Raw genomic sequence first — 13,096 nt, forward strand, 5'->3', positions numbered from 1 at the left:
AATTCCAGCAATTCGGAAAGACTTACCCATGAATATCTTGAGAAACATACTCGCCACCATCGCTCTGGTGCTGGCAACCCTTATCCCCGCAGCGGCTGCCCAGGCTCAGGACGCCAAACCGGGCCTGTTCGTCAATCTCACCACTGACGACACCTGGGCTGCCGGTAAGGCGATCATGTTTGCCCATCAGAAGGCACTGAAAAACGGCCACAAGCCGGTGGTCATCTGGTTGAATGTCCGTGGCGTGTACCTGGCTGACAAAAAGCGCCCGTCGCATGTACACGGACTGATGCGCGAACAGAACATGTCGATCCAGGACATGTTGACGGCCTTCATGAAGGATGGTGGAACCGTACTTATGTGCCAGGCCTGCTCGGCCGCAGCCGGATTGACCGTCGATGACTATATCGACGGCGTTGAAATGGGCAGCTGGCCGGTCGTGGAAGGATATCTCTTCGATCCCGCGATCAAGACCTTGTCCTGGTAAGGGCCAACCAGAACGGGCGGGCCAGTGTCCTTGCACAAAGCCCGCCCGAACGGCTTGTCGCAGCTTCTCACATCTGTCGAGCGAAGCTGAAGAACATCAAGCGCTTGGCAGCAGCGCATCGGCTTTCGGACGGATTGTCCGGTCTTGCTGCCGGCCTGATTTTCCGATTGTGTGGCAGAGCAGGATCACCGGCAGCAGGCCGAAGCCGACGATCATCAGCGAGGGCAGGGCTGCCTGCTGTAGGCGTTCGTCTGACGCGAGGCGATAGGCCTGGACGGCGAGCGTGTCGAAATTGAACGGCCGCATGATCAGCGTTGCCGGCAGCTCCTTCATCACGTCGACGAAGACAATCAGCAGCGCGGTCAGCAGGCTGGGGCGCAACAGCGGCAGGTGGATCTCGAGCAGCATGCGGCCGGAGGTGCGGCCAAGGGTGCGGGCAGCGGCGTCGATGTTGGGCTTGATCGCGGAGATGCCGGTGTCAAAGGCGCCTAGGGCGGCTGCGATGAAGCGGACCATGTAGGCAACCACCAGGAGCCCGATGGAGCCGGTGAAGAAGAGGCCGGTGGAAACGCCGAAACTGGCCCGGGCCCAGGCGTCGACGGCGTTGTCCAGCGCTGCGAAGGGCACCAGCAGGCCGACCGCGATGACACCGCCCGGCACGGCATAGCCGATGCCTGCGGCGGCCGCGGAAAAGCGGGCGGCGAGACTTGGCGCGATACGGGCGCAGAAGCCGATGATGATGGCGGCGGCGACGGTGACGAAGGCGGTGATCGAGGCCAGCGTCAGGGAATTCTGGACATAGCCGAGATAGCGCGGCGAGAAGGGCGATCTTCCGGCGCTGATCGCCATGTCGGCAAGGACAACGAGCGGAATGGCAAAGCCGACGGCGACCGGCACCATGCAGGCGGTGAAGGCAGCGGCTGCCCGCCAGCCGCGGAGTTGATGCCGCTCCATGGTTTCAAGCCGCGAGCCGGCCGGAAAGCGTTTTGCCGCGCCGCGCTGGGCGCGCTCGAGCAGGGCGAAGCTCAACGCCACGACCAGCAGGCACAGCGCCAGCTGCGAGGCGGCCATGCGGTCGCCCATCGAGAACCAGGCCGCGTAGATGCCGGTGGCGAAGGTCTGCACGCCGAAATGCGCCACCGTGCCGAAGTCGGCGATGGTTTCCATCAATGCCAGGATGACGCCGCCGGCAATGGCCGGCCGGGCCATCGGCAGGCTGACGCGCCAGAAGGCGGACCAGGACGTGTGGCCCAGCGTGCGGGCGGCGAAATAGGCGGTCGGCGACTGCTTGAGGAAGGCCGCGCGGGCGAGCAGGTAGACGTAAGGGTAGAGCACGAAGATCAGCATGGCGCTCGCGCCGCCGAGCGAGCGGACTTCGGGGAACCAGTAGTCCTGCGGGCCCCAGCCGGTGATGGCGCGCAGCGCCGTCTGCACGGCACCTGGATGGTCAAGCAGGTCGGTATAGGCATAGGCCAGCACATAGGCCGGGAAGGCGAGCGGCAGCGCCAGCACGATCTCGAAGGTGCGGCGGAAAGGGAAAGAGCAGGTGGTGACCAGCCAGGCGGTCGAGGTGCCGACGATTGCCGTGCCGATGCCCACCAGCACCACCAGTTCGACCGTGGTCCAGGCATAGCGCGGCAGCACCGTCGCCATCAGGCTGTTCCAGGTGTCAAGCGTGCCGGAGACCGCCGCGAACGCCACCGCGACAATCGGCGCGAGGCAAAGCAGGGAGACGATCCAGGCTGCGGTCTTGAGTGCGCGTTCGCCCACGGGCGGGGTCTTCCTTTACATTTGGCTCCGGTGCTGCCACCGGAGCCTTAGTATACAGTCTGCGGCACAGGTCACAGGCGCCACCCGATGTTTGACAGCGGACGGCAGCTCGGTCAAAGATTGTGGAGTAATTCATACAGGTTTTAGCGTCAACTGGCAGGCAGGACTGGCACTTGTGCGCGAGTATCGAGAACGTTGATGATTGTTTGCCAGTGCAACCTTGTGTCGAAAGACGAGATCGAGGCTGCGGTCGAAAAACTGCTTGCCGAGGACCCCTGGCAATTGATCGTGCCGTCGAAGGTCTACCATTCGATGCGGATCCGCGGCCGCTGCTGCGGCTGTTTTCCCGACGTGGTGGACATCATCGGCGAGGTCACCGCACGGGTGAGAAACGGAGCGGAATAGGCGGTTGACACCAGGCTGTGGCATCGCCGCTGCATTGACGCGTCGGCGGCCATTGCTTAAGTCAATCGGGCAAACCGAATTCCGGCGCGCCAACCGATGCGCGCCACGTTTCAAAGGCAGTTGACGTCATGGATCTTCGCCCAGTCACCCCAACCTATTCCGTTTCAGGACAGATTTCCGCCGAGGATCTGGCCGCCATCAAGGCCGCCGGCTTCAAGTCGATCGTTTGCCACCGTCCCGATGGCGAAGCGCCGGACCAGCCGAGCTTTGACAGCATCAGGCAGGCGGCCGAGGGTCTTGGCATCGAAGCGCGTCACATCCCGGTCGGTCCGATGGGCGTGACCGCGGAGGCGGTGCGCGAGATGGTCGACGCGATCGACGAAATGCCGCAACCAATGCTGGGCTACTGCCGCTCAGGCGCGCGTTCGACGGCGATCTTCCAGCACACGGCGCATCTGCGCAACTGAAGGTGCGGAATGACGGCCCGGTGCCGGGGGGGCGCCGGGTGAGGGACGCCGGCCTGAATACGGGCTGTTGCGGGGGGACGCATGCGCATCGAGGATCTCGCCAAGCCACCGTTCAATCTTGACGCCCCGGCAATCAGCTGGGTGCGGCAGACGCTCGGCCGGCTCAGCCCCGACGACAGGCTCCGGCAACTGTTCAATCTGCTCTCGGTGGGCGACGATCCCGAGGCGATCGCCAGGGTGCAGGCGTTCCGGCCCGGCGGGATCACCCGGATGCGCGGAGGCGACATCGCGCATGAGCGGGCGGTCATCGACGATTTCAACGTGAAAGCCCTGGTGCCGCTGCTGGTGTCGGCGGATCTCGAAGGCAGCCGAATGAGTCTGGCGGGCGGCGCCGAATGGCCCAACCCGCTGGCGCTGGCGGCGATCGATGATCTCGAGGTGACCGAGACCGTCAGCCGGATGATGGCGGAGGAGGCACGCGCCGCCGGGATCAACTGGAGCTTCACGCCGGTTCTCGACATCAATGCCGCCTGGCGCAGCCCGATCGTCGCCACCCGCGGCTTCGGCTCGGACCCGGAGGTGATCGCGCGGCATGCGCTGACCCAGATGCGGGTGTTCCAGCGCCATGGCATCGCGTCAGCGGTCAAGCACTGGCCCGGCGAAGGCCATGACGACCGCGACCAGCACCTGGTGACCACGATCAACCCGCTGTCGATGGAAGACTGGGAAGCGAGCTTCGGCCGGCTTTACCGCGGCGCGATCGAGGTCGGGGTGATGTCGGTGATGTCGGCGCATATCGCGCTGCCCGCCTTCGTGCGCGAGCAGGCGGGGGATGGTGCGGGCGTGGAAGCGTTCCGGCCGGCCTCGATCAGCCGGCTTCTGAACGAGGAGTTGCTGCGCAGGCGGCTCGGCTTCTACGGGTTGATCGTCTCGGACGCCACGGCGATGGCCGGGCTCGGGGCCTGGTCCAAGCGGTCGGAGCATCTGCCGGAAATCATTGCGTCGGGTTGCGACGTCATCCTGTTTTCGAATGATCCCGAACAGGATCTGGGCTTTCTCGAAACAGCCCTTGCCGACGGACGGCTGAGCTGGCAGCGGGTCGACGAGGCGGTGATGCGCCAGCTCGGCCTGAAGTCGGCGCTCGGACTGCATGCGGCCGCGGAGCCACCCCGGCGCACCGAACCGGAAGCGGCGAAAGCCTATGCGGCTGAGGTGGCGCGGCGGGCGCCGACGCTGGTCAAGGACGTGCAGAAAACGTTGCCGCTCGATCCCGACAGCCACAAGCGGGTGCTGGTGATTTCCGGCGGCATCGTGTTCCCGTTCCTGCCCGAGCCCTTGCCGTTCGCGCTTCCTGCGATGCTTGCCGACAAGGGCTTCGAGATCACCCTGCATGAGCCGGGAATGGACGTCAGGGCGGAAAAATTCGACCTGATCCTCTATTTGTTCGGCGACGAGACGCTTCTGACGCGCGGGCGGATCTTTCTCGACTGGCTGGGGCTGACCGGGCATTTCGGTGCGGCGATGGCGCGGCACTGGCACGAGATCCCCACCGTGATGATCTCGTTTGGTTATCCCTACCTTCTACGATGCGCCGCGGGTGCCGACCTATATCAACGCCTATTCGACGACGGAGACCATGCAGCGCGCGGTGGCCGATCTGCTGACCGGCGAAGGTGAATGGAACAGCAACAACCCGGTCGACCCGTTCTGCGGGCTCGAAGATGCGCGCTACTGAATTCAGCTCCCGGGTTCGGGCGCGAGGGCCGGCTGGGCCACCTGCTCGCGTCGTGCTCGGTGATGGCGCTGCCACTTGAGGAAGCCGAGATAGGCAACCTGCGCCATCTGCCTGATCACCGGCAGGCGGAACAGGAAGGCGAAGTATCTGAACCCGGGCAGCACCCGCCAGATCGCGGCGAAGGCATCGACGCCGATCTGCCACGGCCCGTCCGCCTCGCGCGCATGAAACCGGCCGAGAAGATCGGCGCGGCTCTTGTCCGGGGGCAGATCGCCATCGGCGAGGGCGGTGATGTCGATCCAATCGATTCGGCCGTCGCGGTCGATGCGGCGATAGAGCGCCACTTCCTGGCGGCAGACGGGGCAGTCGCCGTCATACCAGACGGAAATCGGGATTGCTGGCTGTGTGCTGTTCATGAGCGCCAATCTGGTGCGGCAGGTCGCCTGGACAAGGGGCGATTGGCCGCAGGGGAACGGTTGATGCAAACCCCGGGTTCTACAGGCGTCGAGGCTTTCGCCCAATCGGGAGGCGGGCTGCGATGGTTGGGTGTGCTGTCAGGTCTCGTCCCTGGCCGCGAGAAGCGCTTCGAGTTCGGCTATCCGAGCGTCGCGCTTGGCAAGGACGCGTGCGACATCGTCGGCTTCGAACCGCTGCGGGATGTGCTGCGGGCAATTGACGTCCCAAGCCTCGACCTCGAACAACACAATCTGCTCGGGCCTTGCCCGGTAGCCTTCCGGCAGCAGGCGGGACAGGAGCGCGGGCGTTGCCTCAACCATTTTCGCCGTGCCCCAGATCTTGATGCGCCGTTGCAGGGCGTAATCGATCAGGAAGAGAAACGCTTTCGGGTTGTCCTCGAGATTGCCCGTGGTGATGAACTGGCGGTTGCCCTTGAAATCGGCGAAGCCCAGCGTTTGATTGTCGAGCACACGGAAAAATCCCGGCGGACCGCCGCGATGCTGCACATAGGGCTGGCCTTCGCTGTTGGCGGTGGCGAGGAAGAAGCTCCTCGTGTGCTCGACGAAGGCAGCGAGCTCCGGATCGATCGCCGTGCGCCAGCCGCCACGCTGTTCCATCCCGGCATAGGCCGCGCGTGAGCCCTTGCGGCTCTGGATGGCCTTGACGGTCGGGGTGAAGGCGATGTCGCTTGAAGTGGCGTGGCTGGGCTTCATGTCGTCCTCACTTTTTCCTTACAGGCCGAGCTGGCTCAGGCCGGGGTGATCATCCGGGCGGCGGCCCATGGGCCAGTCGAGCAGGCGCTGGTCGGCACTGATCGGAAGATCGTTGATCGAGGCGATGCGCAACCGCATCAGGCCGCGGGCGTCGAACTCCCAGTTCTCGTTGCCGAAGCTCCGGTACCACTGGCCGCTGTCATCGCACCATTCATAGGCAAATCGGACAGCGATGCGGATCTCGTGGAAGGCCCAGACTTCCTTGATCAGCCGGTATTCGAGTTCCCGCGCCCATTTCCGGGTCAGGAACTCGACGATGGCAGGGCGCCCGGTGAGGAATTCGGCGCGGTTGCGCCACTGGCTGTCGGGCGTATAGGCGAGCGAGACGCGCTCCGGGTCGCGGCTGTTCCAGGCGTCCTCGGCGAGGCGTGCCTTCTCGGCGGCGGTTTGAGCGGTGAATGGCGGCAGGGGCGGGCGGGCAGTTTCCGGCGTCGACATGATCGTGTCCTTCAAGCTGGAAGGGGCGCCATTGCCGGCGCCCCGGGGTGAACAATCAGGCGGCCTGGCTGACCGGCACGGCGGGGAAATCGACTTCCGTCCCGAACACCTCGTTGATGTAGTTGGTGAGCGTGTTGAGCGCGACGTGGGCGACGATCTCGACAATCTCGGCATCGGAATAGCCGGCGCCACGCACCCGGGCGAAGTCGGCATCGGTGACGGCGCCGCGGTCGAGCGTCACCTTCCTTGCGAAGCTTACAGCGGCATCCGCCTTGGGGTCGCTCGAACGGCCATTGCGGTTTGCGGCGATCTCGGCGTCTCCGAGCTTGGCGACGTTCTTGCCCAGATAGGTGTGGGCGGCGAGGCAGTAGCGGCAGCCATTGACCTCGGCCACGGCAAGGGCAATGCGTTCGCGGGTGGCTGCGTCAAGCGCGCCCTTGGCGAGCGCGCCGTTGAGGCTGAGATAGCCTTCGAGCGCGGCAGGGCTGGTGGCGGTGATGCGGAAGAGGTTCGGGGCGGAACCGAGCTGCTTCTTGACGGCCTCGAGCAGCGGCTGTGCGGCTGCAGGGGCGGCGGCGATCGTTGCGGGCGTTGGGATACGGGACATTGGTTTGAACTCCTGTCTGGTGCACGGCACCTGCCGCGCTTCACAGGAGGCAATATGATTGTTTCCCAGAATTAGAGAATATACTATTGATTTCATATACCATTGCAAATAGCGGGATAATGAAAATGGATCGATTTGACGCCATCGGGGCCTTCATCGCGGTCTCGGAACTGAACGGGTTTGCGCCCGCCGCACGGAAGCTGGGGATGTCGACCTCGGCGATCACCCGTCACGTGGCGGCGCTGGAGGAGCGGCTGGGGGTGCGGCTCCTGAACCGGACCACCCGCGCAGTCAGCCTTACCGATGCGGGATTGAGGTTCCTCGAGCGCAGCCGCCGCATCATGGCCGATCTCGAGGACGCCGAGCAGATGGCCGAAAGCGAGCGCGGCGAACCCATGGGCCGTCTGGTCGTCACTGCGCCGCAGGTCTTCGGGCGATTGCATGTCGCGCCGCTGATCTGCGAATTCATGACACGGCATCCGAAAGTGAGCGCCGAGCTGACGCTCTCCGACCGCAACGTCAATCTTGTCGAGGACGGGATCGACATTGCCATCCGCATCGGCCATCTGGCCGATTCCAGCGACATCGCTCGCAAGGTCGGGGCCGTGCGCCGGGTGCTGGTGGCGTCGCCGGACTATCTTGCCAAACAGGGCGTGCCGCGGACCATCGGCGATCTCAGACAGCACCGGCTGATCTCGTTCACCGCGCTCGGCGCCGCCGATCACTGGCGGTTCTGGGTTGACGGGACGCCCCATGGGCTCTCGGTGAACCCGAGCTACGTGACCAACAGCGCCGACGCGGCGATCTGGCACGCGGCGCAGGGCGGTGGCCTGACAATGGCGCTGAGCTACCAGGTGGCCGATCACGTCCGGGACGGGAGGCTCTCGCTGGTCATGGCCGACCACGAGCCCGATCCCTATCCGGTGCAGTTCGTCTATCCGAGTTCGCGCCTGCTTTCGCTCAAGGTGCGGGCCTTCATCGAGCAGGCAAGTGCGACACAGAACTGGGACTTCCGGACCCTTGCGGGTGAGCGGGCAGGATAGGTCCTATTTCTTCACGCCGGTGCCCGAGATCTGGGCCAGCGTCCTTGTCGGGGTGATCGCCTGCTGGTCGAGCTTGATCTCGATGATCGATGCCTTGCCGGTGGCCCGCGCCCGCTTGAAGGCCGGGGCAAAGTCCTCGGTCTTCTCCACGGTCTCGCCATGGCCGCCATAGGCGCGGGCGAGGGCTGCGAAGTCCGGATTGGTCAGCTCCGTGGCGCTGACGCGGCCGGGATAGTCGCGCTCCTGATGCATGCGGATGGTGCCGTACATCGAGTTGTTGACGACGATAACGATGATCGGAAGCTTGTGCTGGATCGCAGTGGCGAATTCCTGGCCGTGCATCATAAAACAGCCGTCGCCGGCAAAGGCGACGACCAGCCGGTCCGGGAACGCCTGCTGGGCGCCGATGGCGGCGGGCACGCCGTAGCCCATGGACCCCGACGCGGGCGCTGCCTGGGTGGCGAAGTTCCGGAAGCGGACGTAGCGGTGGACCCAGGTGGCGTAGTTGCCGGCGCCGTTGGTCAGGATCGCGTCCTCGGGCAGTTCGTCCCGGAGCCAGTCGATGATCGGGCCCATCTGGACGTCGCCGGGACCGGTTTCAGGCGGCGTCGACCAGTCGAGATAGGCCGCATGCATGCGCGCCACCATGTCGGCGCGGCCGGGCATCGGGTCGACGTCCAGCGACGACAGCGCGTCGGCGAAGGAGGCGGGATCAGCGTTGATCGCGAGCGTCGGGCGGTAGACCCGGCCGAGTTCGCCGGCGTCGGCATGGACATGGACCAGCGGCTGCTCAGGGCAGGGGATGTCGAGCAGGGTGTAGCCGGAGGAGGGCATTTCGGAAAAGCGGCCGCCGACCAGCATCACCAGATCGGATACCTTGATTGCCTCGGCCAGCGCCGGGTTGATGCCGATGCCGACATCGCCGGCATAGCAGGGGTGGGTGTGATCGAATAGCATCTGGCGGCGGAAAGAGCATCCGACCGGGATCTGGGCCCGCTCGGCAAAGCGCTCGACCTGGCGCACGGCGGTTTCGGTCCAGCGGGTGCCTCCAAGGATCATCACCGGACGCTCCGCCCGGGCGAGACGTTCACCGAGATCCTTCATCTCGGCATCTCCGGGACGGGTGGCCGGCACCGGGTTGGGCAGGATCGTGGCCGGCGGGTTTTCGACCGCCTCGCGCAGCACATCCTCGGGCAGTGCCAGCACCACCGGGCCGGGGCGGCCGGACATGGCCACGGAGAAGGCGCGGTTGACGAATTCGGGGATTCGGGCCGGATCATCGATCTCGGCCACCCATTTGGCGAATTCGGTGAAGGCGCGGCGATACTCGACTTCCTGGAAGGCCTCGCGCTCGCGGGCGTCGCGCTGGACCTGGCCGATGAACAGGATCATCGGGATCGAATCCTGGCGCGCGATGTGCAGGCCGGCGGTGGCATTGGTGGCGCCGGGGCCGCGGGTGACGAAGCAGATACCGGGCTTGCCGGTCAGCCGGCCCCAGCTGTCGGCCATCATCGCCGCTCCGCCTTCCTGGCGGCAGACGGTGACGCCGACGCCTGAATCCACCAGTGCATCGAGAACTGCGAGATAGCTTTCGCCGGGCACGCAGAACAGGCGCTCGACGCCATTGGCCTTGAGTGTATCGACAATCAGCTGGCCGCCGGTTTTCATGTGCTTGGTCCTTTGGATTTGATGGTCTTGAGTTCGGCCAGCACCTCTTCGGTATGCTCGCCGAGCCGCGGGCTTGGCCGGTCATAGTGCAGCGGCGAGGCCGGCAACAGGATCGGTGCACGCACCGAGGGAATTTCTGTGCCGGCCTGATCGGTGAGGTCCATTCTGAGCCCGCGCGCTATGATCTGCGGGTCGGCAAACATCTCTTCGATATCGTTGATCGGCCCGGCTGGAACAGCATTGGCGTCGCAGGCGGACAGCATGTCGGCCTTGGTCCAGGAGGCCATTTCGGCGATGATCTCGGCGCGCAGGCGAACCCGGTGGGCGACGCGCGACGGGTTGGTCTGGAACTCGGGATCGGCGCCGAGTTTGGCAGCGCCAAGCAGCTTGCAGAAGCGCTGGAACTGCCCGTCATTGCCGACCGCGATGATGACGTGGCCGTCTGAAACCGGAAACACCTCGTAGGGGGCGATGTTCATGTGGGCGTTGCCCATCTGCACCGGTGCGACGCCGGAGACCAGATAGTTGAGGTTCTGGTTGCCGAGGATTCCCGCCTGGGTGTCGAACAGCGCCATGTCGATCATCTGGCCCTGGCCGGTCTTTTCCGCATGGCGAAGCGCGGCCTGGATGGCGATGACCGAATAGAGCCCGGTAAAGATGTCGGAGATGGCGACGCCGGCCTTTTGCGGTTCGCGTCCCGGCTCGCCGGTGATCGACATCATGCCGGTCATGGCCTGGATGATAAAATCGTAGCCGGCGCGCGGGGCGTAGGGCCCGGTCTGGCCGAAGCCGGTGATCGAGCAGTAGACGAGCCGGGGATTGGCGGCTTTCAGGCTGTCGTAATCGAGGCCGTATTTCTTCAGGCCGCCGACCTTGAAGTTTTCCAGAACTATATCGGCGGTCGAAATCAGCTGGCGGGCGGTCTCTGCGCCCTCGGGACTGGCGATATCGAGCGTGATCGAGCGCTTGCCGCGGTTGGCCGAGTGATAATAGGCGGCCGAGAGGTTCTCACCATCGGCGCCCTCGACAAAGGGCGGGCCCCAGCGGCGGGTGTCGTCGCCGCCCTCGGGATGCTCGATCTTGATCACGTCGGCGCCGAGATCGGCAAGCAGCTGCCCGGCCCAGGGGCCGGCGAGGATGCGCGCAAGCTCGATCACACGGATGCCGGCAAGCGGAGCATTGTCGGTCCTGGTTTCACTCATGCGGGTCTCCGTTGACGTCTGGCGGGGTGAGGGGCGCCACCCTTGGGGTTCTGACAAGTGATGCCTGTATAGCGTCGCAAACCAGCGCTGACACATTAATTTCTGTGATGGCATGATTTAGGCGAGCCGGGGCATGCTGATCGGCAGCGAGAGCCAAACCCTGGCTCAGGGTGAAGCCAGATACTCAATCTTAGGCATTCGGGGCTATGTCTTGAGCGACTATTGATCAGTGTGATGCTGGCTTGCAAGGCAGGACCCGTGAACATGGCCACATCAGAGCCGGCAATGGCCCGGGACAGCGAAAAAACAGCGCGATTCTGGCCGCTGTTCCTGCTGGCGCTCTGCGTGACCTTGCCGATGGTGCTGTTTGATGCCGTCGACGGCGTCAACTTTCTCGGCGACATCGATGACGATCTGCGGGCCGTCCAGATCCGGTTGCTGGTCGAGGGCGGATCCTGGTTCGACCGGACCATCCCGATGATCCAGATGCCCGAGGCTTACATCTCTCCCTGGTCGCGGCTGGTCGATCTGCCCTATGCGGTCTTCGCCTGGGTGTTGAGCCCGGTGCTGGGGACAGAGACCGCGCTGCAAGCTGCGTTCATACTCGTTCCACTGATCATGCTGGTGGGTTTCTGCGCAATCCTGGTCAAGACACTTCTGGCGATGTTCGACGGGATCGTGCCAGTGGAAAGGGTCGGCCTGATCGCCAGCCTCATGCTGATGTGGCTGGCGCTGTGGGAGTTCAGCCCGGGACGAATCGACCACCACAATGTGCAATTGCTGCTGATCATGCTCAGTTTCTGGGGCCTGAGCCTCTGGACGCCGCGCGGCGCGGTGCTGGCCGGGATCGGCTGCGTTGGCTCGGTTGCCGTCGGGCTGGAACTGCTGCCCGTGATCAGTGTCGTTCTAGGCGGGGTCAGCCTGTGCTGGATGCTCGACCGGCCGGGCAGCCGGGCGTTTGCCTTCGCGCTTGGACTGACCATGCTGGTGGCGACGCCGCTTTTCGGGTTATTGCTGATCGGGCCTTCGGAGCTTGTCTCGACCCAGTGCGATGCCCTGTCCGCTCCCTTCGCGATCGCGCTTGCGGGCTATGGCGGCATCATGGCGGCGCTTGCCGGGATGCCCGTCCGGGCGGGTTGGATTGGGCGGGGCGCGCTCCTGGTTCTGGCAGGTGCGGCGCTCGCCGGCTGGCTGACCTGGCAGTATCCGCTTTGCCTGCAGGGGCCTTATCACATGATCGATCCGCTCTCGCGGACCTTCTGGCTGGAGCGGGTAGAGCAGGAGAAATCATTCCTGCTCTATTTCCAGAACGGCAATTCGGCCACACTGGTGGTGCTCGGCACCCTGGCGGTTGTTCTGGCGGTGGCCGCACCGATGGTTCTGGCGACGCTGAGAACGGGACGTTCGGCGCTTGCCATCATCTATGCATGCGCCGTCGTCGCGCTGGTGCTGACGCTGCTGCAGACCCGCTACGTGCGGTTTCCGATCGCACTGGCCACGCTTTTCGTGCCCTATGTCCTGAGCATGGTTTCACACAAGAGACAAGCCACGTCGAAGTTGCTGGCGGGAGCGGTGGCGCTGGTTGCAGCAACAGGCCTGGCGTTGCAGGCCCTGGTGCCTGCCCGATCCGAGCAATTCGACGTGGTGGATTACCTGGCCTATCCCCATTGCGAACAGGCTGATGTGAGCGTTCTCGAACGGGTTGAACCGGGCCGGATCATGGCGCCGCCCTGGCTGGGGTTGCAACTGATGGACCAGCTGCCACCGGGAATGACCGTTGCTTCCGTGTCTTTTCACCGCGCGGCGCCCGGCATGCGCAGGACACTGCAGAGCTTTGCCTCCACCGACAGCCAGACACGCCGGGCGGCGCTCGAGGATTTCGATTACATTGCGCTGTGCCGCTTGCCCGTGCCGGTATCGATTGCGGCGGATACGCTGTTTGCCGTCGTCGCTCGTGGCGGCGACTGGCCCGGGCTGACGCGAATCAGCGGAGCTGACGACACGTTCATGCTGTTTGCGATCGACCACGGCGCCCTGCGCTAAGG

At 64.7% G+C, this 13,096-nt stretch carries 12 protein-coding genes and 1 pseudogene; 6 read left to right on the plus strand and 7 right to left on the minus strand.

Features of this window, described 5'->3' with window-relative positions; all coding sequences use genetic code 11:
* Positions 1–28: 28 nt before the first annotated feature.
* Complete coding sequence (locus SPHINGO391_RS05255; RefSeq protein ID WP_152007843.1) at positions 29–487, plus strand: DsrE family protein; 459 nt, start codon at positions 29–31, stop codon at positions 485–487.
* A 96-nt stretch (positions 488–583) separates the two neighbouring features.
* Here SPHINGO391_RS05255 and SPHINGO391_RS05260 read toward each other — a convergent pair whose 3' ends face one another.
* Positions 584–2,257, minus strand: a complete 1,674-nt coding sequence (locus tag SPHINGO391_RS05260) for an iron ABC transporter permease (RefSeq protein ID WP_152007844.1) — start codon at positions 2,255–2,257, stop codon at positions 584–586.
* A gap of 198 nt (positions 2,258–2,455) precedes the next feature.
* Between SPHINGO391_RS05260 and SPHINGO391_RS05265 the strand changes: the two are divergent.
* The 3 genes and pseudogenes from SPHINGO391_RS05265 to SPHINGO391_RS05275 form a co-directional block, all read left to right on the plus strand.
* Positions 2,456–2,623 (plus strand): annotated as a pseudogene (locus SPHINGO391_RS05265) ((2Fe-2S)-binding protein); the annotation flags it as partial.
* Between the two features lie 167 nt (positions 2,624–2,790).
* Positions 2,791–3,129, plus strand: a complete 339-nt coding sequence (locus SPHINGO391_RS05270; RefSeq protein ID WP_152007846.1) for a TIGR01244 family sulfur transferase — start codon at positions 2,791–2,793, stop codon at positions 3,127–3,129.
* Between the two features lie 81 nt (positions 3,130–3,210).
* The gene (locus SPHINGO391_RS05275) at positions 3,211–4,806 is read left to right on the plus strand and encodes a glycoside hydrolase family 3 N-terminal domain-containing protein (protein WP_343200288.1); all 1,596 of its coding nucleotides are present in this window, start codon (positions 3,211–3,213) and stop codon (positions 4,804–4,806) included.
* 60 nt (positions 4,807–4,866) lie between these two features.
* On the opposite strand, the gene SPHINGO391_RS05280 is transcribed toward SPHINGO391_RS05275, so the two are convergent.
* The 4 genes from SPHINGO391_RS05280 to SPHINGO391_RS05295 all read right to left on the minus strand — a co-directional run bounded on the left by SPHINGO391_RS05280 (position 4,867) and on the right by SPHINGO391_RS05295 (position 7,138).
* Positions 4,867–5,280: a DUF393 domain-containing protein gene (locus SPHINGO391_RS05280; protein WP_152007847.1), complete on the minus strand. Its 414-nt coding sequence runs from the start codon at positions 5,278–5,280 to the stop codon at positions 4,867–4,869.
* A gap of 138 nt (positions 5,281–5,418) precedes the next feature.
* Positions 5,419–6,033 carry a pyridoxamine 5'-phosphate oxidase family protein gene (locus SPHINGO391_RS05285; RefSeq protein ID WP_152007848.1) on the minus strand — a complete coding sequence of 205 codons (615 nt, stop codon included), beginning with the start codon at positions 6,031–6,033 and terminating at the stop codon, positions 5,419–5,421.
* 18 nt (positions 6,034–6,051) lie between these two features.
* Positions 6,052–6,531, minus strand: a complete 480-nt coding sequence (locus SPHINGO391_RS05290) for a nuclear transport factor 2 family protein (protein WP_152007849.1) — start codon at positions 6,529–6,531, stop codon at positions 6,052–6,054.
* A gap of 55 nt (positions 6,532–6,586) precedes the next feature.
* Entirely contained in the window at positions 6,587–7,138 is a 552-nt protein-coding gene (locus SPHINGO391_RS05295; protein ID WP_152007850.1) for a peroxidase-related enzyme, read from the minus strand.
* A gap of 125 nt (positions 7,139–7,263) precedes the next feature.
* Here SPHINGO391_RS05295 and SPHINGO391_RS05300 point away from each other — a divergent pair, with 125 nt between their 5' ends.
* A complete protein-coding gene (locus SPHINGO391_RS05300) occupies positions 7,264–8,181 on the plus strand; it encodes a LysR family transcriptional regulator (protein ID WP_152007851.1) in 918 nt (305 codons plus the stop codon).
* A 3-nt stretch (positions 8,182–8,184) separates the two neighbouring features.
* Here SPHINGO391_RS05300 and SPHINGO391_RS05305 read toward each other — a convergent pair whose 3' ends face one another.
* Positions 8,185–9,849 (minus strand): thiamine pyrophosphate-binding protein, encoded by a 1,665-nt coding sequence (locus SPHINGO391_RS05305; protein WP_152007852.1) that lies wholly within the window; start codon positions 9,847–9,849, stop codon positions 8,185–8,187.
* Positions 9,846–11,051, minus strand: a complete 1,206-nt coding sequence (locus SPHINGO391_RS05310) for a CaiB/BaiF CoA-transferase family protein (RefSeq protein WP_152007853.1) — start codon at positions 11,049–11,051, stop codon at positions 9,846–9,848. Before SPHINGO391_RS05310 ends, SPHINGO391_RS05305 begins: the two co-directional genes overlap by 4 nt.
* Before the next feature lie 264 nt (positions 11,052–11,315).
* Here SPHINGO391_RS05310 and SPHINGO391_RS05315 point away from each other — a divergent pair, with 264 nt between their 5' ends.
* A complete protein-coding gene (locus SPHINGO391_RS05315) occupies positions 11,316–13,094 on the plus strand; it encodes a hypothetical protein (RefSeq protein WP_152007854.1) in 1,779 nt (592 codons plus the stop codon).
* Positions 13,095–13,096: the final 2 nt, after the last annotated feature.

The organism is Hoeflea sp. EC-HK425, from assembly GCF_902498795.1.
Lineage (GTDB): Bacteria > Pseudomonadota > Alphaproteobacteria > Rhizobiales > Rhizobiaceae > Hoeflea > Hoeflea alexandrii.